The organism is Arthrobacter sp. zg-Y1110 (assembly GCF_025244865.1).
Taxonomy (GTDB): domain Bacteria; phylum Actinomycetota; class Actinomycetes; order Actinomycetales; family Micrococcaceae; genus Arthrobacter_B.
Window position 1 is genome coordinate 964,251 of record NZ_CP104272.1, and the last position, 21,679, is coordinate 985,929.

Annotated in this window: 15 protein-coding genes; 9 read left to right on the forward strand and 6 right to left on the reverse strand. The window is 67.6% G+C overall.

What is annotated here, in order from left to right; genetic code table 11:
• Positions 1-21 precede the first annotated feature (21 nt).
• Positions 22-3,426, forward strand: coding sequence for a glycosyltransferase (locus tag N2K99_RS04550; protein WP_396127082.1), 3,405 nt, complete (start codon positions 22-24; stop codon positions 3,424-3,426).
• Positions 3,423-5,129 (forward strand): DUF5719 family protein, encoded by a 1,707-nt coding sequence (locus N2K99_RS04555; RefSeq protein WP_227934009.1) that lies wholly within the window; start codon positions 3,423-3,425, stop codon positions 5,127-5,129. The genes N2K99_RS04550 and N2K99_RS04555 overlap by 4 nt, the downstream gene beginning before the upstream one ends.
• Before the next feature lie 7 nt (positions 5,130-5,136).
• Here N2K99_RS04555 and N2K99_RS04560 read toward each other — a convergent pair whose 3' ends face one another.
• Complete coding sequence (locus N2K99_RS04560) at positions 5,137-5,649, reverse strand: metallopeptidase family protein (RefSeq protein WP_227924273.1); 513 nt, start codon at positions 5,647-5,649, stop codon at positions 5,137-5,139.
• 140 nt (positions 5,650-5,789) lie between these two features.
• On the opposite strand from N2K99_RS04560, the gene N2K99_RS04565 reads away from it, so the two are divergent.
• From N2K99_RS04565 to ahcY, 3 genes are all read left to right on the forward strand, one after another.
• Positions 5,790-6,179: a DUF3499 domain-containing protein gene (locus N2K99_RS04565; RefSeq protein WP_227924274.1), complete on the forward strand. Its 390-nt coding sequence runs from the start codon at positions 5,790-5,792 to the stop codon at positions 6,177-6,179.
• A 97-nt stretch (positions 6,180-6,276) separates the two neighbouring features.
• Positions 6,277-6,462, forward strand: a complete 186-nt coding sequence (locus N2K99_RS04570; protein WP_227934010.1) for a Trm112 family protein — start codon at positions 6,277-6,279, stop codon at positions 6,460-6,462.
• Between the two features lie 37 nt (positions 6,463-6,499).
• Entirely contained in the window at positions 6,500-7,966 is a 1,467-nt protein-coding gene (ahcY, locus tag N2K99_RS04575; protein ID WP_227924276.1) for an adenosylhomocysteinase, read from the forward strand.
• Between the two features lie 10 nt (positions 7,967-7,976).
• Here the strand turns inward: ahcY and N2K99_RS04580 are convergent, their stop codons facing one another.
• Complete coding sequence (locus N2K99_RS04580) at positions 7,977-8,777, reverse strand: RDD family protein (protein WP_227924277.1); 801 nt, start codon at positions 8,775-8,777, stop codon at positions 7,977-7,979.
• Between the two features lie 54 nt (positions 8,778-8,831).
• Here N2K99_RS04580 and N2K99_RS04585 point away from each other — a divergent pair, with 54 nt between their 5' ends.
• A complete protein-coding gene (locus N2K99_RS04585; RefSeq protein ID WP_227934011.1) occupies positions 8,832-9,824 on the forward strand; it encodes a stage II sporulation protein M in 993 nt (330 codons plus the stop codon).
• 78 nt (positions 9,825-9,902) lie between these two features.
• Complete coding sequence (locus N2K99_RS19055; RefSeq protein WP_312847329.1) at positions 9,903-11,651, forward strand: TIGR01906 family membrane protein; 1,749 nt, start codon at positions 9,903-9,905, stop codon at positions 11,649-11,651.
• A 79-nt stretch (positions 11,652-11,730) separates the two neighbouring features.
• Here N2K99_RS19055 and N2K99_RS04595 read toward each other — a convergent pair whose 3' ends face one another.
• A complete protein-coding gene (locus N2K99_RS04595) occupies positions 11,731-13,539 on the reverse strand; it encodes a long-chain fatty acid--CoA ligase (protein ID WP_227934012.1) in 1,809 nt (602 codons plus the stop codon).
• Positions 13,540-13,583: 44 nt separating this feature from the next.
• Positions 13,584-15,074 (reverse strand): dolichyl-phosphate-mannose--protein mannosyltransferase, encoded by a 1,491-nt coding sequence (locus tag N2K99_RS04600; RefSeq protein WP_227934075.1) that lies wholly within the window; start codon positions 15,072-15,074, stop codon positions 13,584-13,586.
• Between the two features lie 214 nt (positions 15,075-15,288).
• Between N2K99_RS04600 and rsmI the strand changes: the two genes are divergently transcribed.
• Together rsmI and N2K99_RS04610 are read left to right on the forward strand one after the other, a co-directional pair.
• A complete protein-coding gene (rsmI, locus tag N2K99_RS04605) occupies positions 15,289-16,167 on the forward strand; it encodes a 16S rRNA (cytidine(1402)-2'-O)-methyltransferase (RefSeq protein ID WP_227934013.1) in 879 nt (292 codons plus the stop codon).
• 168 nt (positions 16,168-16,335) lie between these two features.
• Positions 16,336-17,817 carry an NAD-dependent succinate-semialdehyde dehydrogenase gene (locus N2K99_RS04610; RefSeq protein WP_227924281.1) on the forward strand — a complete coding sequence of 494 codons (1,482 nt, stop codon included), beginning with the start codon at positions 16,336-16,338 and terminating at the stop codon, positions 17,815-17,817.
• Positions 17,818-17,912: 95 nt separating this feature from the next.
• On the opposite strand, the gene N2K99_RS04615 is transcribed toward N2K99_RS04610, so the two are convergent.
• Both N2K99_RS04615 and N2K99_RS04620 read right to left on the reverse strand, forming a co-directional pair.
• Positions 17,913-20,255, reverse strand: coding sequence for a DUF3488 and transglutaminase-like domain-containing protein (locus N2K99_RS04615; RefSeq protein ID WP_227934014.1), 2,343 nt, complete (start codon positions 20,253-20,255; stop codon positions 17,913-17,915).
• Positions 20,252-21,598 carry a DUF58 domain-containing protein gene (locus N2K99_RS04620; RefSeq protein WP_227924283.1) on the reverse strand — a complete coding sequence of 449 codons (1,347 nt, stop codon included), beginning with the start codon at positions 21,596-21,598 and terminating at the stop codon, positions 20,252-20,254. Before N2K99_RS04620 ends, N2K99_RS04615 begins: the two co-directional genes overlap by 4 nt.
• Positions 21,599-21,679: the final 81 nt, after the last annotated feature.

Consider the following 21,679-nt stretch of genomic DNA (forward strand, 5'->3'; position numbering starts at 1 on the left):
CTGCCCGATACACTCTCCGCGCTGACGGCCCAGACCCGGCCTGCGGACTTCTGCATTGGTGTGGACGCCGGTTCCACGGATGCCAGCGCCTCGTTGCTGCAGCTGGGACTCCCGGTCGGCAGCCCGGTCATCGCAGTTCCGGCGCGGAGCGGCTTCGGAGCAGCTGTGACTGCGGGCCTGGCCGAACTCCCGGACAACCTGCGCGTCACCGGCAGCGGTGCCGCTTCCGGCAGCGGCACCGAGGACGGCGTCGGAAGCGTGCAGGAATGGATCTGGCTGCTGCATGACGACTCGGCTCCGGATCCAGGGGCACTGCAGGAACTGCTCCTTGCCGTTGAGCGCGCTCCTTCCGTAACCATTGCCGGTGCGAAGCAGGTGGAATGGGATAACGACCGACGCCTGGTGGACGTGGGTGTCAGCATCAACCGGTGGGCCGAAAGGCTCACGCTCATCGACGCAGATGAGCTGGACCAGGGGCAGTACGACTCCCGCAGCGACATCTTTGCCGTGAACTCCGCCGGCATGCTGATCCGCCGCGACGCCTGGGACCTGTTGGGGGGATTCGACCCCGCGTTGCCCGGAAGCGGAGACGACATTGACCTCTGCTGGCGGAACCGGCTGGCCGGAAACCGGGTGGTGGTGGTGCCTTCCGCACGGATGCGCCACGCGGGCAACCGTCCCAACCCCGCGGCCTCCGCATCCGCTGCCCGACGGGCGGAGATCTTCCTCCGGCTCAAGCACGCACCGTTGTGGCAGGTGCCGTTCCTTGCAGTAGGTGCGGTCCTGGGCGGCATTGGCCGCTTCTTCCTCGGAATGGTGGCCAAGGACCCCGCGTATGCGGTGTCCTCGCTGCTCACCAGTGCCGCAGCGGTCCTGCGACCGGTCGATCTCTACCGCTCCCGACGGCAGGCAGCGGTTACCCGGCGGCGCCCGCGTAACGCGGTCAATGCACTGCGCAGTGGCAGCAGGGAGGTCCGGGAGCACCGGCGGACAATGTACCGGGCCGCTTCGCCGGAAACTCCCGAAACAGGCAGCGCCGAATACGTCCCCAGCGGGGACACCAATAACGACTTTGCTGCCTTGGAAGGTCCCGGGCGCGCCTGGGTAGGGCTTGGCGCCGTTGCTGCTGTGCTGTTGCTGGCAGGGTTCTCCCTGGCCGGGCTGCACCGGTTGTTCGGTGCCTCGGCCGTGGCCGGCGGGGCGCTGGTGCCCCTGGGACAGGGTGTGGGCGAAGTCTGGGCCGCCGCTACCGGTTGGTGGGCACAGCTGGGGTCCGGAGCCCCGGCCCATGGCGACCCCTTCAACTTTGTCCTCACACTGCTGGCGATCGCCGGATTCGGCAACGGCAATGCCGCCCTGCTGATCCTGCTGTTCCTTGCGCTCCCGCTGGCAGGGCTGAGCGCCTGGTTCGCCGCCGGAGCCTTTACCAGCCATCGCGGGCTGCGCTTCTGGGCAGCCCTGTTCTGGGCAGCGGTTCCCGCGTTCCAAGTGGCTCTGGGCAGCGGCCGGCTCGGTGCCCTGATTGTCCATCTCCTGCTTCCCCTTACGGTGCTGGCGGTTGCCCGCGCCGTTGGCTCGGGTACAGCATCCGGGACCGCAGCACCCGGGACCGCAGCATCCGGGACGGCAGGACCCGCCGGGACGGCAGTACCCGCGGGAGCCGCGTCCTGGACCGCAGCCGCTACCGCCGGCCTTCTGCTGGCCGCCGTCACTGCTGCCGCGCCGTTGGTGTTCGTGCTGGCTGCCGCCGCGGTGCTCCTCCTGACGCTGGGACTGCGGCGCCGTGCAAGGACCCTGTGGTGGTCCCTGCTGCCCGGCGCTGTCCTCCTGCTCCCGCAGGTCCTCTCGGCGGCGCCCAACCTCCGCGCTGTCGTGGCGGATCCCGGCATGCCGCTGGCCTTCATCCGGTCCGAGGCCTGGCAGCAACTGCTCGGTTATCCGCTGGCCTTCGACATCAACGGCACCCTGGCGGGCCTGCTTCCGGTCGGACCCTGGAACCTGGCCCTGGCCCTGTTGGTCGGTGCTCCGGTTGTGTTCCTGGCTGCCCTTGCCCTTTTCCGCACCCGGTCCGCGCCGCTGGCGAGGCTGAGCTGGCTGCTGGTCGTGACGGCCCTGGCGCTCAACGCCGCAGCGTCCTACCTGGGAACCGCTGCCGCGCCGGATGCCGTGGTGACGGCATTCACGGGCCCGCTCGTCTCCGCCTGCACGCTGTTGCTTCTCTGCCCGGCGCTGGTCTTTGCCGGCGACCTCCTGTCCGGTGCTCGGCGCCGCACGGTTGCGCGCAGCAACCGCGTCCTGGCCGTGGTGCTTGGAACGGTGCTCGCGGCCGGTCCCGCCGCCAGCCTCGGCTTCTGGGTCATCCCGCAGTTCACCGGCAGCGGGTTCCCCGGAACCCAGGCCCCGGACGGGGCCGCCGCAGCTATCCTGCCGGGCACCAATCTGGAGGTCCAGAGTGCAGAAGACCGCAGCCTGCCCGCCACGGCAGCCGATGCCGGCAACGACACTACACAGTCACGCAGCCTCGTCCTTCATGTCGACGCGGAGGGCAATGTCTCGGCAGCGCTCATGCGCGGCGGCGGGACAACCCTGGAGCAGCTTTCCACCATTTACGCCGCCCGCGGAGTAAAGGGCGGTGCCGGCAGGGAAACGCTGGCGGACGACGATCCGGCGACTGCTGACCTGCGCCGAGCGGTGGCCGCGATTACCGCGGGCAGCGGAGTTGACCCGCGGGCAGACCTCGCCCGTCTCGGCGTCGCCTTCGTGGTACTGCAGGAATCCGATACGGCCGCCGAGCTGCTGGCCGGGCGGATGGACTCCGTACCCGGCTTGTCCGCAGTGGGACAAACCGACTCCGGCTGGCTGTGGCGGGTGAGCGAACCGCTCAGCGCAGCGGGTACGGAAACGCAGTCCGGCCTTGGTGCCAGGGCGCGCATCCTCAATGCGGACGGCAGCACCGCGGCGGCCGTGCCGTCCCAGACCGAAGACATCAGCACCTCCATCCCCGCCGGCGCGGAAGGCCGCCTACTGGTCCTCGCCGAACGCGCCGACGCCGGATGGCAGGCCAGCCTGAACGGCAGCCCGCTGACCGCGACGGATCATCAGTGGGCGCAGGCCTTCGAACTGCCTGCCGAGGGCGGAGAGCTCCGCGTGGACTATGCCAGCGCAGCCTCGCCGTGGCTTGAGGCGCTGCAGATCCTGGTGATCGGCCTGACCGTGCTCCTGGCGCTTCCCACGCCCACCGGCCAGACTGTCCGCCTTCCCGGCAAACGGGAATTGCCCGAGACGCCAACGGCGGCAAACGAGCCGCAGCCTACGGCCGGACCGGTACCCGGTCCGGCACAGACAGCTGCAAAAGAGGAATCGCCCGTGCCCTTCGGCGCAGGCCCGCACCGGGTTGACCGGACCCCGGAAGGAAGCCAGCAATGAGCAGGGACAAGTCCGGCAGCAAGCCGGGGGAGCAAGAACTCCCTTCTACGGAGGAAGAGGCTGAGCTGCGCCCGGAGGCACCGGAAACGCCTTCATCAACTTCGCCGACGCCCGCCGGCTCCAAACCTGGCGGAGCCACTGCCCGCAGGGCCGGTTCCGGCGGCGCCAGGACCGCCGGACGCTGGACAACAGGGATCCTGCTCCTGACTGCTGCCGGTGCCCTGGCGGCGGGGACATCGCTAGTTGGAACCGGTTCCGCAGGCGGGGCCGTAGACGTTCCCTATGCCGAAGTTCCCGCCGGGCCCCTGACCGGCGTGTGCCCGCAGCCGCCGCGGCTGCTCGCCGGCAACACGGCCGGTACGGACGCCGAGTTCAGCGCGGAGTCCACCTCTGCCAAGTCCGTAGTGAGCGCGGTTCTCCTGGCTGATGCGGGCAACCCGCTGCCGGCCGCCGAACTGTCGGCAGCCTCGGACGGTTCGGTCCTCAAGGGCATCGGCGGCGGCACGGACGCACCGCTCGCCGGAGAGCGGACCGCCGGCGTCGTACGCGAGACGCCGGTCTCCGCGGCGGCGCTTTTGAGCGCCGAGCCTGCCGGTGCCCAGCAGGTCACGGCCGGCGCCACCATGACCTATACCGCTGCAGACGGCGATCTGGCCGGACTCACGGCGGCCACCTGCCAGGCCCCGGCCAACGACCTTTGGCTGGTGGGAGCACGAACGAACGTCGGCGCCACAGCGGTGCTGCAGTTAACCAACCCGTCCCTGACCCCCGCCGATGTCGATTTGGAACTTTACGGCACTGCCGGTCCGGTGGAAGGGCCGGGCACCCGGGGCATCGCGGTGGCCCCGGGCGAAACAAAGTCAGTGGTCCTTGCCGGACTCGCCGCCAACCAGGACTCCCTGGCCGTGCGGGTGCGGAGCTCGGGCGGACCGGTTTCAGCGGTGATTTCGCAGAACCTGCTGCGGGGCCTGACCCCCGGCGGTGTGGAGCTGATCCAGCCCACGGCGGCTCCCGGCCCGGCACAGGTGGTCAGCGGCGTGCGCATCCAGAACCCGGAGGCTACCCGCAACCTGGCGAAGGAAGAGGGCTACGCGTCGGTGACGCCGTCACTGCAGATAGCGGTTCCGGGCGGCAGCGACGCCGTCGTGAATGTCCGCGTCTTCGGCAGCAACGGCGAAGCCGTCCTGGAGGGCGGCGGAAGCTACAACGCTGCGGCAGGCACGGTGACGCGCCTTCCGCTGGATACGCTGCCCGAAGGCACCTACACGCTGGATATTACGTCCGACGTCGCCGTGGCCGCGTCAGCCGTCTTCAGCCGCGGTTCCGATGCCGAGAAGGGGACCGATATTGCCGTTGCTCCTGCCGGCGAACGCCTTGGCAGCGAGCACCTGGCGGTACTGGCCTCAGGAGACTCCGCGCTCTCGTTCACGGCGCCGGAAGGGGCGTCCGAAGTGCGCCTCGCTGCTGTCACCGCCGACGGCGCCCTGCTGGCCGAGAAGACGGTGCAGCTCAAAGCGGCCTCCACTACCGTGGTCAACCCGGGCGATCTGGGTGGACCCGCCGCCGCGGTCCTGGTCAGTGCCACCGGAGCACCGGTTTACGGGGCACAGATAGTGACCGGGGGAGACACCGGGATCAGCGTAGTGCCCCTGCCCCGGGGCACCGTAGGCGGCAGCCGCGTACAGGTGGGTGTGGGGTACTAGACCTCAGTTACAGGGGGCGGAACCGGCCGTAGGCAGGATCAACGGTTTCCGGGTCCATTCCCATCAGGATCGCCAGCTGCTCCACGATGACGTCATGCACCAGCTCGCTGACGGGCACCAGGGAGCGGGCAGAGGTTTCGACGGCGTGCCGGTAGATGGTGATGACCGGCGGCCGGTTCGGCGCGGAGGCTGTCCCGGCGCCCAGCGGAATGGGTCCGCCGGAACGCGCCAGCTCCTCAAGTCCGGGAGGGATCTCCTCGACCACGAACTGGTAGGACTGGATCCGTTCGCCCCAGAGCCGTTCCAGTCGCTGCGCTGATTCCAGTACCCATTCGTCGAAACGTTCCGCGCGCGTGCGGGCACCGGCCAGATGCGGCGGGATCACGTCTCCCCGCAGGCCGCGCCCGTGCCGGTTGCGCCGCCGTTGCCGGAAGGACCGCGCCGGCGCACCGGGGGAGGAGGCGGCTGCGGCATTCGACTCATCATCGAGGCGCACCCGGAATGAAGATCCCATGGACATGTAAGAACTCTAACCGCTGGCCCCAGCCCCGGGGACCCCTTATTTTTTGTGCAACCGTCTTACGTCGCAGCCGGGCCCGGGGCCGCGGCTCCGGCGCGCCTGCACGGGCGCCGCGCAGGGAACGGGTAAAGTGATCCTCCGTGGAATCCTTACGCCAGTGCTCCCGGTCAGCCTGCCGCCATCCGGCGGTAGCTACGCTGACCTACGTATACGCCGATTCCACTGCAGTGCTTGGCCCGCTGGCCACCTACGCCGAGCCGCATTGTTACGATTTGTGTGCCGGCCACTCCGCCCGGCTTACCGCACCGCTGGGATGGGAACTCGTCCGCCTGAACCTGGAGGGCCAGCCCCGGACTCCGACCAGTGATGAACTCTCCGCTTTGGTGGACGCCGTACGTGAACAGGCGGCGAAGGCTACGGAAGAGGACGGCACGGAGCCGCAGCGCAGCGGAAAGCACACCCTGGAGCCACCCGCCGAAACCCCCGGGACCCGCCGGGCGCACCTGAAGGTGCTGCGCGAACAGAACTAGGCACCGCCCTGCGCCTTGGTACCTGCCTCCCAGGCGCTAGGCTTGGCTGTGATGCGCCGCCCACCGCGGCACCCGATTTCAAGGAAGTGCTGTATTAATGGCCAATCTGACAGCCGGACTCCTCGATGTCCTGCGTTGCCCTGCCACCGGATCCGTCCTCGTCCAGGACGGTGACGAACTCGTTTCGACCGTTCCCGACGCAAGCGGCGAACCGGTGCGGTACCGCGTGGAAGAAGGAATTCCGGTTCTGCTGAAGGCCGCCGCCACTCGGCAGGAGGGCTAACCGCCCGGACCCGCCGCGAACCCGTGAGGATTCCAGCGTGAGCATTGACTTCAAAGTAGCCGACCTTTCCCTCGCCGAAGCCGGACGCCACCAGATCCGCCTGGCCGAACACGAGATGCCAGGCCTGATGGCGCTGCGGCGCGAGTACGGTCCAAGCCAGCCGCTGGCCGGTGCCCGAATCGCCGGGTCCCTGCATATGACTGTGCAGACCGCCGTGCTGATCGAGACGCTGACGGCCTTGGGCGCTGAAGTCCGCTGGGCGTCCTGCAACATCTTCTCCACGCAGGACGAAGCCGCTGCCGCCGTGGTGGTAGGCGGGGGAACGGCGGCCGAACCTGCAGGCGTTCCCGTCTTCGCCTGGAAGAACGAGTCACTCGAGGATTACTGGTGGACCGCCGAGCAGATCCTTACCTGGCCCGAAGGATCCGGCGGCCCGAATATGATCCTCGACGACGGCGGTGACGCCACCCTCCTGCTGCACAAGGGCGTGGAGTTCGAAGCGGCGGGGTATGTACCGGAAAACCCGCAGGACGGCGACGAGGACTACTCCTACGAGTCCACCGTGATCCTCGACCGTCTGCGGCGCAGCCTGGCGGAGCATCCGGGGAAGTGGACCCAAATTGCAAAGGGCATCCGGGGCGTCACGGAGGAAACCACCACCGGTGTGCTGCGCCTCTACCAGCTGGCAGCCGAAGGCAAGCTGCTGTTCCCGGCCATCAACGTCAACGACTCCGTCACCAAGTCCAAGTTCGACAACAAATACGGCATCCGGCATTCCCTTCCGGACGGATTGAACCGTGCCACTGACACGCTTATCGGCGGCAAGGTTGCCGTGGTCTGCGGCTACGGCGACGTCGGCAAGGGTGCGGCGGAGGCACTTCGCGGGCAGGGCGCCCGGGTGATCGTCACGGAAATCGACCCCATCTGCGCGCTGCAGGCGGCGATGGACGGCTACCAGGTGGCGAAGCTGGAATCCGTGCTGGCGCAGGGCGATATTTTCATCACCACCACCGGCAACAAGGACATCATCATGGCCAGGCACATGGCCGCCATGAAGCACCAGGCCATCGTCGGCAACGTCGGCCACTTCGACAACGAGATCGATATGGCCGGACTCGCCCGGGTTCCCGGAATCCGCAAGGTCGAGATCAAGCCGCAGGTCCATGAATGGGTGTTCGACGAAGGCACTGACGCGCAGCGCAGCATCATTGTGCTCTCCGAAGGGCGGCTGTTGAACCTCGGCAACGCCACCGGCCATCCGTCCTTTGTGATGAGCAATTCCTTCGCGAACCAGACCATTGCGCAGATTGAGCTGTTCACCAGGCACGGCGACGGGACCTACGCCAACCAGGTCTACGTGCTGCCCAAGGTCCTGGACGAAAAGGTGGCCCGCCTGCACCTGTCCGCCCTCGGCGTCGAACTGACCGAGCTCACCAAGAGCCAGGCGGACTATCTGGGCGTCGACGTGGCCGGGCCCTTCAAGCCCGAGCATTACCGGTACTGACTGCCCGGGCTCAGTCGCTGAACGGCATCCGGTGCAGCCGTTCGGCCAGGGCCCGGGACTGCCACCGTTGGCGGTCCAGCCGGACGTAATCGCGGTCCCGGCGCTCGGCGACGACCGCCCGGAGGTAGGCCTCCGGATGCGTGCCCGGCGGCGGCTGCGGGGATACGTACGCAGTGGTTTCCGAGGCAAGTTCGGATGCAAGCGCTACTCTGGCCGTTCCGGTCATGTGTCCGCTCTGCGCCAGGAAGCGGGAGATGCGGCGGGCCAACCCGTCGGGCAGGCGGCCGATATCGGCCAGGTCCGCCCAGCCGGCAAGCTCAGGGGGAGCCGCGACCAGTTCCGGCAGCGGTGCCACCACCCGGTCCCGCAGGGCGTAGGTGCCGGCCATGAGGTCCCCGAGGCGCTTGGACTTGTCATTGAACAACGCCACCATGAAGGCCAGCGAACCGGCGAGCATGTAGATCTCCAGTACCGCGGTGAACGCCCGGATGAAGGCGTGCCGGAACCGCACCGAACCGCCGTCGTCGCGGACAATCCGCAGCCCCATGACCAGCCGGCCGAGCGACTTTCCCCGCGTCAGGGTTTCCACCGCCGCCGGGACCAACACAAACAGCAGCACCACAAGGCTCAGCGACAATGCCTGTGCCAGGGCCGGGTCCGACGACGCGACGGCCTGCGCAACGAGCAGCATCAAGCCGATAAACACGAGGACCTGGGCGATGACGTCGATGAGGGCGCTGACCATCCGCGCGGCGAAGCCGGCAGGACGGAGTTCAAGGACTACCGCTTCGCCGGTAACAATGCTGCTCATTCGTGTCCTCCTGAAGTGATGGGGACTACTGTACCGACCCGTTAGGGTGTAACCGTGGACCTCGATGCCTTCACTGCCGTGCACAGCGATGACTGGAAACGCCTCGACGAGCTGGCTGCCCGCCGCCGCTTAAGCGGCCCGGAAGCGGACGAACTGCTTCGGCTTTACCAGCGCGCCTCCACCCATCTTTCCATCGTGCGCTCGGTGGCCATGGAAGGAACGCTTTCCGCCTCCCTCTCCATGCGCCTGTCCCGCGCCCGGACACGGTTCACCGGCAGCCGGTCCAACTTCATGGAGGACCTGGCGAACTTTTTCGTTTTCTCCCTCCCCGCCGCCTTTTACCGCGTGCGCTGGCTCACCGTTGCGATAGGTGCAGCCTTCGTCCTGGTGGCCTGGCTGACCGGTTTCTGGGCCGTCAATACGCCGGGGGTGCTGGCAGCAGTGGGGTCGGACGAAGAGGTCCGACGCTATGTCGAAGAGGACTTCGTCAACTACTACTCCGAAAATCCGGCGGCGTCGTTCTCCGGCATGGTCTGGACCAACAATGCCTGGATCGCCGTCCAAGCGGTCGCGTTCGGCATCACCGGACTGTGGGTGCCCTGGATCCTGTACCAAAACGCCGTCAGCGTGGGCCTGTCCGCGGGCATGATGGCAGCACACGGCCGCCTGGACGTGTTTTTCACCTATATCCTGCCGCACGGATTCATGGAACTAACCGCCATTTTCATTGCCTCAGCCGCCGGGCTGCGGATTTTCTGGGCTTTCGCTGCACCCGGGCGGCGTTCCCGGATGACCGCCGTGGCGCAGGAGGGACGTTCCCTGATGACGGTTGCCCTTGGCCTGGTAGTGGTCCTGTTTGTCTCGGGACTGGTTGAGGGCTTCGTTACACCCAGCCCCCTGCCGGCCTGGCTGCGCCTGACCATCGGGTTCGGAGTATTTGCGGCGTACTGGGCGTACACGCTCATCCTTGGCGGAAGGGCCTACCGGGCCGGTCACCGAGGTGACCTGTCGGCGCGCGACGCCGGAGTGTATCTGCGTACGGCCTAGCCGCGGGGTGGCGTGCGGCCCACCCGGTGCTGTCCCGGTAGGGTCGAGTGTAAGACCAGCGGAGAACAGTTCAGGGAAGTGAAAGAGGAAGCAGTGGCAAGTCAGGACGAAACCCCCACGCATCGATCGACGGCCGGAGGGGAGCCGCTCAACGGAACCGAGGCTTCAGTGCCGCCGCAGGGGAGTGCCCCCAACGGATCGGGCTCCCACGCCGCTACTGCCCCGGAACCCGCCGGGACCAGTGAACACGCCGACTGGGACGCGGAGTTCGATAACCTCACCGCATCCCAGCGGGCGGATGCCGATGCGGAGGCTGCAGCAGATGAGGCAGGCGACGCACCCGTAGACGCCGAAGAGCCGGACGTCGAAGAGCCGGACGTCGAGGATGTCGAGCGGACCCCGGAGGCGCCGGAGCAGCTCGAGGACCCGAAAGATCCGGAGGGCCCGGAGGACGTTGAAGACGCTGACCTCGGGAACCGGGAAGCGGCTGAGAGCCCGGCTGCGTCCGGAAACCGTGATGCAGCGGGAACTGCCGGCACCGGTGGAACCGTCCCGGGCGGGCATCCGAAGGTTGCCCAGCGCAGCCAGCTTCCCATGCGCCGGGCCAGCACCCTGCCCGACCTGAGCGGTTATTCCTCCACCGACGACGACGACGACACCGACGACGCCGTCGACGCCGGCCCCGAGGACAGGGACCGCGCGGGTGGGGAAACGGCGGCAGCATCCGCTGAAACGTCATCCGGCGCGGTGGAAGCAGGGGAGGGCCTTCCGCATGCCGCGCCCTCCGGAGCGCATGAAGCCGGCCGGCATGAAGCCGACGGGTCCGGAGACTCCGAAACTGACTCCATAACTGACTCCGAAACGACGCCGGAGCGCGAACCGGAAACATCCGACGCCGTCGACGGCGAAGTGCAGGACGGCACTGCCGCGGAGACCACCGAGTCCACAAAGACTGCCGTCACACCGGTTATTGCCCACTCTGCCGAGACGGAGAGCGGGACGGAGCCAGCCATTGACAGGGCGGACCACGCCGACGACGTCGACCCGGCACTGGCTGAAGCGCAGCGCCGTGCACAGGAACGGGAGAAGGCAGCAGCGGGCAAGCCCGTCCTGGCCCGTGTCCTGCAGGTCATGATTGCCGTGTTCTTCCCGGTCATGGTGCTGGCCGCGGCCATCCGTGCCGTCGCGACGCCCCTGTTCCTGTGGGCGGAGTACCATCGGCCCGGTTTCCCGGCAGACAGTTACGGCTTCTCCACCGATGACCGGATGACCTACGGTTCCTACGCCGTGGACTACCTGCTCAACTTCAGCGGCTCCCGGTATCTGGGGGACCTGGTCGGGGACGGCGGGGAACCGCTGTACCTGGCCAGCGAAGTCAGCCACATGGCCGACGTCAAAACGGTGCTGACGGTGGCCTTCATCGCTGCGACAGTGATGGCGGTCCTGAGCCTCTTCGCCGCGCTTTATCTGCGCCGCCGCAGCCCGGGCGGCATCCGCCGGTCGCTGTTCTCCGGTGCGGTGGTCACACTGGTCCTGGTGGCGGCACTGGTCGTCCTCGCCGTTCTGGGCTGGGAACAGTTCTTCACCCAGCTGCATACCGTCTTCTTCGCGAACGGGAACTGGACCTTCCGGCTGGATGACACGCTGATCCGGCTCTTCCCGGCCCAGTTCTGGATGGACGCCGGGATCACCATTGCCGCGCTGGTGCTGCTCACCTGCGTTGTCGTGCTGGTCTGCTGCTGGCCGACCCGGGCACGCCGGGAACGCGTTCAGCAGGCCCGGGAAGACGCCCGCCGCCGTTACGCAGAGTCCCTCGAAGCACTCTAGGTCGAGCACCGGCAGTCCCGCAGCACAAAAATCCCCCGTACCGGTATCGGTACGGGGGATTTTTATTGCCGCTGTGTGCCTACTTGGCGTAGAGCTTGTCGACCTCGTCGGAGTAATCCGCAATCACCGCATTGCGGCGCAGCTTCAGCGTGGCCGTGAGATGGCCCGATTCCAGGGTGAAATCCTTGGGCAGCACGGTGAACTTGCGGATCTGTTCGGCCCGGGACACCGTTGCATTGGCGGCGTCGACTGACTCCTGCAGCAGCTGCTGCACCCGGGGATCCTCCGCAGCAACACCGTCCGGGGCGCCGTTCTCCCGGCTCCAGGCGGCGAGGGCCTCCTCGTCCAGGGTGATCAGGGCGGACACGAACGGGCGGCCTTCGCCCACCACGATGGCCTGTGAGACCAGCCGGTTCTCCCGGATCTTTTCTTCCAGCGGGCCGGGGGCCACGTTCTTGCCGCCGGCTGTGACCAGCAGGTCCTTCTTGCGGCCGGTGATGCGCAGGAAACCGTCGTCGTCCAGAACGCCTACGTCGCCGGTCTTGAACCACTCGCCCTCGAAGGCGTCCGCAGTAGCTTCAGGGTTGCGGTGGTAGCCCTTGAAGACCACGGCTCCGCGGACCAGGACCTCGCCGTCGTCGGCAATCCGGATGGTGGTGCCCGGCATGGGCAGGCCGACCGATCCCACCCGCGTGCGGGTTGCCTGGTTGACGCTTGCCGGGGCGGTGGTTTCGGTCAGGCCGTAGCCCTCCAGCACCGTGACCCCGCAGCCGCGGAAGAAGTGCGCGAGCATCGGGCTCAGCGCGCTGGCACCGGAGATGGCGAAGGCAGCGTTTCCGCCAAGGACCGCACGTACCTTCGGGTAGAAGAGCCGTTCAAACAGCTTGTGCTTCACGGTCAGCGCCACCGACGGGCCGCGGCCGCCGCGGGCGGCCGAGTCCTGCGCCTCGGAGTAGGCAATGGCGGTGGCGGCGGCAGCCTCGAAGGCCTTGCCCTTGCCGGCGGCTTCGGCCGAAGCCTGGGCGCCGGTGTAGATCTTCTCGAAGATCCGCGGCACGGCCAGCAGGAACGTGGGAGAGAAGGACTTGAGGTCCGACATCAGGTCGGACGCACTGCGGGAATGGCCCACCTTGACGCCCGCGTGCAGGCAGCCCACCTGGACCGCGCGCGCCAGCACATGCGCCAGCGGCAGGAACATCAGCGTGGTCGGGTTGGGGACCTTCAGCATTTCCGGCAGGACTTCAATGACGTTGACGCCGAAGAGGGCAAAATTGCCGTGCGTGATTTCGCAGCCCTTGGGCCGCCCGGTGGTTCCGGAGGTGTACACCATGGACGCGGTGTCACGGAGGTTCGCGGTACTGCGGGCCGTTTCCAGCGTGTCGTCGCTGACACTGCTTCCCGCGGCGGTGAGGCCGGTGAACGTGTCGGCGCCGTCGCCGTCGTTCATCAGCCAGATGGAGAATTCCCCTTCAAGGGCGGAAGCGGCGGCCAGCACGATGTCGGCCTTACGTGCGTCCTCCACGAACACGTGCCGGGCACCGGAATCCTTGAGGATCCACTCGACCTGGGAGGGGGAGGAGGTTTCGTAGATCGGGATGGTGACGGCCCCCGCGAACCAGTTGGCCATATCCGCCACGGTCCACTCGTAGGAGGTCCGGGACATGACGGCAACGCTGTCGCCGGGACGGACACCGGATCCGATCAGGCCTTTGGCCAGTCGGGTAACTTCTGCGAGGAACTGCGCGGCGGTGATGTCTTCCCAGCTGTCGCCGTTCTTGACCGCGTACAGGACGCGGGCGGGATCTTTTCGATGCATTTGGAGCAGGAGATCCGTAACATTCGAATCTTCGGGAAGGCTAACCAGGAGGTCAGTGGCGGACTCGCGCACTTATGACCCTCTCTTTCTGTGCGTTGAGCACATGGGTAATGAGACTAAATCCAGCTGGGCATCCACATACGCAGCCGCCAGCCAGAATACGGGATGGTTTCCGCTGTCCAGACCGGCAGGAAATATGCCGAGAGCGCCAGGACCCCCGCGACGAAGCAGCCGGTAAGCAGGATGCCGATCCGCCGGCGCTGTGGACTGTCCCCGGGCCGGCCGAGTATCAGGCCCAGCACGTAGACCAGGGCGAGGACGAGGAACGGTTCAAAGGACACCGCATAGAAGAAGAAAGTTGTCCGTTCAGGATAGGCGAACCACGGAAGGTATCCAGCCGCCACTCCGGACAGCACCGCACCGGCCCGCCAGTCCCGCCGGCCAGCCCAATAGAACAGCACTACCAGCAGCGACAGGGCGGCAGCCCACCAGATCAGGGGATTGCCAACGGAGGTGACCGCCGTGGAGCAGCTCTCCGCGGCGCAGCCGGCGTCGCCTTCGGCAGAGGACTCGTAGAAGAACGACGTGGGGCGGCCCATGAACAGCCAGGTCCAGGCGGTGGAGGAGTAGCTGTGCTCCGAACTGAGTCCGTTGTGGAAGGCATAGGCGCTGCGGTGGTACTCGGCCAGTGAACGCAGCGGAGCAGGAACCCAGCTCCAGCCTTCGTCCGGGTTCTCCTCGGCCCACTGCCGGTTGTACGCGTCGTCGGACAACAGCCACCCGCTCCAGCTGGCCACGTAGGTGATCAACGCGGCCGGGATGATCGTGAGGAACGCCGGCACGCCGTCCCGGAACAGGGCGCTTTCCCACTGGCGAACGCCTGCCACCCGCCGGGCGCTGACATCCCAGAGGACAGTCATCAGCCCGAAGACGGCAACGAAGGCCAGGGCTGACCACTTGGTGCCTACAGCGAGGCCGAGGCAGACGCCGGCAACGATCCGCCAGGGGCGCCAGAGCAGCCACGGCCCGTACAGCAGTGCCCCGCCGCCTGAGTCTGGGCGGTCCGGGGCGCCGGTGCCGGCCGTGCGGGCGAGGGCACGTGCCAACCGCAGCCGGCCGTCCCTTCGGTCCAGCAGGAGCGCGCCGAACGCGGCCACAACCCAGAACGTCAGGAAGACATCCAACAGGGAGGTGCGGGAATGGACCAGATGGTGCCCGTCCACGGCCAGGAACAACCCGGCCAGGGCGCCGAGATTCACCGAGGAGAACAACCGTGCGGCAATGAGCCCCAGGAGCAGGACAGTAAGGGCGCCGGTCAGCGCGGCGCCGAAGCGCCAGCCGAAGGAATTGTCCGATCCGAAAAGTGCCATCCCGAAAGCGATCATCCATTTGCCGACAGGCGGATGCACCACATATTCGGGCTCATCGAGCAGGACTTGGGGCTGGCCCGCAGCAAAGGAGTCGTTTGCATCTTCGGGCCAGGCACGTTCATAGCCGGACTGCAGCAGCGAGTAGGCGTCCTTGACGTAGTAGGTCTCGTCAAACACCAGGGTACCGGGCTCACCCAGGCGGGTGAAGCGCAGCACACCGCCCAGTACCGCCATCATCAGCGGCAGGATCCAGCCGGCCGCCCCCAGCGGAACCAGGCTGCTGCCCAGCAGGCGGTTCCGCAGGGCATCGAAGGTGAAAGCATGCTGTGGGGACTCGACCGGGGCCGGTGCCTCGCGGCGGGTCGTCGAGGAACCGGAGAGACTCACGCGCACCACTCTATAGCCTGTCGCGTAGGGTTAGAGGGTGGACTCGAGCAAGGTAACAGGCAGCATGACAGGCACCATGGCAGGCACCGCGAACAACGACGCCGCAGGGCCGGGGCAGATTGTCCTGGCGGCAACGCCCATCGGCAACATGGGCGATGCAACCAACCGGCTGATCGGATTGCTGGAAAGCGCCGACATCATTGCCGCGGAGGACACCCGGCGCCTGCACCGGCTGGTAAGCGCCCTCGGCATCACCACGCGGGGCCGGATCATCAGCTACCACGAGCACAACGAAGCTTCCCGCACTGCCGATCTGCTGGAGATGGTCCGCGGCGGCGCCACCCTCCTGATGGTGACCGATGCCGGCATGCCCGCCGTATCCGACCCAGGCTTCCGCCTGGTGGAGGCTGCAGCCGCCGAAGGGCTGACCGTCACCGCCGCCCCCGGACCCTCAGCGGTTTTGACCGCGCTGGCCCTTTCCGGCCTGCCGACGGACCGCTTCTGCTTCGAAGGTTTCCTTCCCCGGAAGCCCGGGGAACGCAGCAGCCGGCTCGCGAAGCTGGCCGGCGAGCAGCGGACCATGGTGTTCTTCGAGGCTCCGCACCGCCTTGAACCCATGCTGCGTGCCCTGGACGCCGCCTTCGGCGGGGACCGCCGCGCCGCCGTCGCCCGCGAGCTCACCAAGCTGCATGAACAGGTACTGCGCGGGCCCCTGCGCGAGCTGCTGGAATGGGCGGAAGCCGGGGATGTGCGCGGCGAAATCGCCGTGGTGGTGGAAGGCGCACCGGACGCCGCACCGGAACAGGCGGCGGACCACGTGGCCGCCGTCAATTCCCTGGTGGAGCAGGGCATCCGGCTTAAGGACGCCGTCGCCGCCGTGGCCGAGGATGCCCGGATCAGCAAGCGCGAACTGTATTCGGCGGTGCTGGAAGCGCGCAGCTAAGCACTCCGGCCCGGGACAACGCCGCGGGAACGCTGGGCAGATGCACAGTAGTTGCCGGGGAAGGTAGTGCATACCCGCATTTACAGGCAGTGCAGCCGAAGCCTACGGTTTAGTGAGACCACGGGCACGCCGCCCGAGGCGGTTCCGATGATTTTGGAGGCATTCCCTATGGGTATTCCCGCAGACCGTGAAGCCGAACTCCTGGCGCAGGTCCCCACCGGCCTGCTGATTGACGGCCAGTGGCGGGAGGCATCCGGCGGCCGCACGTTCGACGTCGAAGATCCCGCCACCGGCAAGGTGCTGATGAGCATTGCCGATGCCTCCACGGAAGACGGTGCGCTGGCCATGGACGCCGCCGCAGCCGCACAGGATGCCTGGGCGCGGACGGCACCCCGCGAACGCGGGGAAATCCTGCGCCGTGCCTTTGAACTGGTGACGGAACGCGCCGAGGACTTCGCCCTGCTGATGACGCTGGAAATGGGGAAGCCGCTGGCGGAAGCCCGCGGCGAGGTAGTGTACGGCGCGGAGTTCCTGCGCTGGTTCTCCGAGGAAGCCGTCCGGGTTTCCGGGCGCTACAGCACCGCTCCCGACGGTAAATCCCGGCTGCTGGTGAACAAGAAGCCGGTGGGGCCGTGCCTGCTGATCACCCCCTGGAACTTCCCGCTGGCCATGGCCACCCGCAAGATCGCCCCCGCTGTGGCGGCCGGCTGCACCATGGTGCTCAAGCCCGCCAAGCTGACCCCCCTGACCTCCCAGCTCTTCGCGGCCGTCATGATGGAAGCCGGGCTGCCTGCCGGGGTGCTGAACGTTGTCTCCACCACCTCTGCCGGCGACGTCACCGGGCCCATCCTCAAGGATTCCCGTTTGCGGAAGGTTTCCTTCACCGGTTCCACGCCCGTAGGCCAGGGCCTTATCCGGGATGCAGCCGAGAACGTCCTGCGGACCTCCATGGAGCTCGGCGGAAACGCCCCCTTCATTGTTTTCGAGGACGCAGACCTGGACAAAGCCGTGGAAGGCGCCATGACCGCAAAGCTGCGGAACATGGGCGAGGCCTGCACGGCGGCAAACCGCTTCATCGTCCAGGACACGGTGGCGCAGGAGTTCGCAGAGAAGTTCGCGGCACGGGTGGGTGCCATGACTACCGGCCGGGGTACCGAAGAAGACACCAAGATCGGGCCGCTGATTGACGCCAAGTCGCGGGACAAGGTGCACGCCCTCGTCAGCGAAGCGGTCGACGGCGGCGCAGTGGCACTGGTCGGCGGGGAACCCGTGGACGGCCCGGGCTACTTCTACCGCCCCACGGTCCTGCAGAACGTTGCCCCGGATGCCCGGATCCTGAAGGAAGAAATCTTTGGTCCGGTGGCACCGATCGTCACTTTCTCCACTGAAGACGAAGCCGTGGCGCTCGCCAACAACACCGAATACGGATTGGTGTCCTACGTCTTCACCCGGGATTTGAACCGCGGACTGCGGATCGGCGAAAAGCTGGAATCCGGCATGCTGGGACTCAACGCCGGAGTGGTTTCCAACGCCGCCGCACCGTTTGGCGGAGTCAAGCAGTCCGGGCTGGGCCGCGAGGGCGGTGCCGAAGGCATCGAGGAATACCTTTACACGCAGTACATCGGGATCGCCGACCCCTACGCCGGGTAGGTAACCGCCAACAAGGAACCCAGTGACGCCGCCGGTGTCACTGGGTTTCTTTTTGCCGCTTTTCGGTGCAGGTGGGTGTAGTCGTGCCTGTGTGCTCAGTCGTGCCGAAACCGCATGGCCAGCGACGGCGGGAGGAACCGCGCGTGCAGCTGCCCGAACAGGCTGGTGCCGATCCGCAGTTCGTCCTGCACTGTTTCGAGGTCCGCCCATGTCGGGGCGGCTCCCCGTCCGCCGCGGCCCGCCCCGGCGTAGGCCTCTTCCTCGAATGCGAGACGGATGCGGGTCAGGGCTTCCTCCGCCTGCGGGGAGAAGCCGGCCTCGCCTGCCAACCGGCGGGCGTACGTCCGGGGAGTGTCGGAGGTCCGGCCGGGATACCCGTAATCGATGCCTAGATCCGCTATTTCGTCCCAGGCCGGTCCAGAACGGGAGCCATCGGCGGCGGCCTTCCGCCGTCGGGCCGCACGGCGTCGCCGCATCGCCCAGGGCATCAGCAGTGCAGCCACTGCCGCCAGTGTTCCGAGGACGGCGCCCAGCCACGCCGTCGTGCCCGTGTCGCCGGCTTCGAGCACGGTTTCGGGTGCCAGCGGAGCTTCCGCCTGCGGGACGGCCGGCGCCGTCGCAAGCGCGTCAGGGACCCGGGGATCGTCGTCGTCGTGAATAGTGGCACTGCCCGGCGTCCGCTGCTGCTGGGCGTAGTCCGGCACCGATCCGCGGGAAGGGGTGGGCTCGAAGCGGACCCAGCCGGCTCCTTCGAAATACAGTTCGGGCCACGCATGGGCGTCCGTGGAATCGACCTCGAACTCGCGCAGCGGTTCTCCGTTGGGGCCGGTCCCGTCCGGGGTCTCGCCGGTGGCCTGGCCGGGGGCGTATCCCAGGGCCATCCGGCTGGGGATGCCCTCCTGCCGGGCCATCACGGCCATGGCTGCGGCGAAATGCACGCAGTAACCGCCCTTCCGCTCGAGGAATTCGGACAAGACCGAAATCCCGTTCCCGTCGTAGCCGCCCTCCACCGGTGCCTCCAGTGAATAGGTGAACTGCGGCCCGCGCAGATAACTCTGGATGGCCATGGCCTTGGCATACGGAGTGGCGGCGTCCCCGACTGCCTCCGCGGCTGCCTCCCGGATGTTTCCGGGCAGGTCTGCGGGCAGGTCCGTGAAAACGGGGTCCAGGCTTGTGGCGTCAGCCTCGGGAATCGCCGCCAGCTGCTCCGGCGTGAACTCGGCCGCGATACTCAGCACCTGGTAATCCTGCCGTGCTGCGCCGTCGGAATCGTCGTCCAGCACGGTCATGGTCTTGGGATCCCAGGACCAGCTTCCCTCGGCACCGGTAACGCCCAGCGGATAGTAGGGGGCCAACAGCCAAGGACTCGCATACGTGTTGGAGCTGATCCGCGTTACCACCGCCTCGGCCTGGCTTCCCCTCGGCGTTACGTAGGCGCCGCCCGACATGGTTGCCACGCCCTCGCGGCGTTCGTCCTCGCGCACATCGGGAGCCCAGCGGCTTCCGGAAAAATCCTCCAAGGTAGTGGAACGGAGATACACGGGTTCGACCGACGAGGTTGCGTAGGTGATCCGGCCTGCGGACTGGGGTTGGCGCAGGTCATTGCCCAACGTGACTATGGGGTTCAGCCCGGTGCTGCCGGAAAAGAAATTGAATCTGGTGCCTTCCGGGAAGGCGCCGTCGTTGAATCCCGGCAACACCGGAGGCAGCAGGAGCGCCAATGCCAGGGCAGATGCCGAAACTGCCGTTCCGCGTGCCAGCCAGGTCCGCGGGATGCCGGGTCGGTGCTGTTCCCTGCGGGCACTGACCGTGAGCAACAGCAGGTATCCGACCGCTGCGAGGAAGAAATATCCTGCTCCCAGGCTCGCGGGTTTCAGCACTGCCGGGATCAGCAGCACTGCAAAGAGGCCCAACCCGGCCGTTGCCGGCATCCGCAGTGTGGCTGCCAGAGTATCCGTCAGGACGGCTACCAGCCCGATGCCGGCACAGCACAGGAACAGGATGCCGGGCAATGGCTGCACGGGGGTGACTTCGGTGAGGACAACCGTCCGCGCCTCGGCCAACAGTGCATCCGCCCGGGCAAGGGTGCCCGGCCCGGGCAGGAAGCCCAGGAACGACGCCGATGAAGCGAACAGCCACGTCAGGGTGCACGCCAGGACAGCCATTCCTGCCACGGGAACCAGAGGTTGCGGCACCTTCAGCCGCCGTGCACCTGCGGTGGCCGCCAGCGGGACGAGGACGGCGAAGAAAAGCGGCGGCAGCCAGGACCAGCCTTCGATGACCCCGTGCACGCTGAGCGAACAAAGCAGGACCGCCAGCGCTCCTGCCCCGGCTACCGCAAGGTTGGCCGGTCGGCGGTCGCCCGGGGGTGCCGGGTCAGCGTCCTGCAGGTGGCCGGACGCCGGTGCGGCCTCCGGGCGGCTTAGCAGGGCACTCATACCCGCCCCCCGGCGGCGTGGACGCCCTGCGGGTCGCGGTCAAGGAGGGACCAGGCCGTGGGTACCGGAGTTGCCGGTGTTACTGCCGCGGCAATCCATCCGGCCTCCCGCAGGATTTGCAGGACAGGACGCAGGGCGGCCGGCCGATCCGTAACCAGCAGCACCAGCGGTTGGCGGGCATACCGGGCAGCCGGAGCCAGCGTATGCGCCTGTGCAGTGTCGATCCGGCCGGCGACAACGAGCAGGGGGCCGGGCGCTTGGCCGGAAACGTCCAGCGCGGCAAAGGGGGCAGCGGCATCGGTGCCCCGGGGATGGGCCGCCGGCGCGGGCGGCGGAGATTCCAGGCCCAGGGCGGCCAACCCTTCGGCGAGGTTTTGTACCCCGTCAAACCCGCGGAAGTCGGTCTCGCCGCCGTCTACGGCAGACGGGGAACGGGCCAGCCCGGGCCGGGAGAGCTCGTCGGTGAAGCGCACGCCGTAGCCGGACTCGGAGAAGAAAACGGCGCAGGAAACCACAGCCGAAACCGCCCATTCGAATGTTTCCGAGGTCAGCAGCTCGCCGTTCTCGGGATTCAGCGGTGATCCGTCATCGTAGGAGGCCAGGCGCTGGTCCAGCACGATGGAAGCGGTCGGAGCGGTCACCGGTTCCTCCTGCCGGACCATCAACTCCCCGTGCCTGGCCGTCGCCGGCCAGTGCACCCGGCGCATGGGATCTCCATGGCGGTACTCGCGGGTGGAAGCATCATCTTCGCTGGGTGTTCCGCGGCGCCTGCTCGGCGCACTGCCGTCGGTGCCCATGGCACCGAACAGCGACGACGGCGGAAGCTCAAGCGGGGCCGGCGCCACTGCCAACCGGTCGGTTCCGCCCAGCGTGTGCATTGTCCGTGCCAGGCCCAGGGGATCGACGAAGTCCGCGGTTACGGGGCCGATGCCGTAGAGGCCGCGACGGCTCGACCGCAGGCGGTACTCATAGGTACTGGAGCCGTTCTCCGCCGCGTAACCGGACGGAAACCGGAACACCGGGCTGGGTCCGAAACGGAACGGCAGTCCCTCGCGTATGAGTGCTCCGGACGCAGGCGTTCCGCGGCTGAGCACCCGCAGCGATACCGTGGCCGCCGTGCCCGTTTCCACCAGCGGGGGAGAGAACGTCCGCTCGACCTCAAAGCCGGGTTTGAACAGGCGAAGCAGTGCTGCGGCCAGGACCGGCAGCGCGATGAGCAGGACAGCGAGTGCCAGCAGGTCCCGGCGGCCCAGGCTGATTGCACCAAGGAGCGCCACCGCCCCGGCACACGCCAGGCCCCAGCCGCGCGGGGTGAAAAACCTCGTAACGGATGAGGTGTCCATGGGAGCCTTTCGCTCGGCGGTGCGGACTCAGTGCGGACTCGGTGCGGCGGGAAACAGGCTCGGGCGAAACCGTCAGCGGAG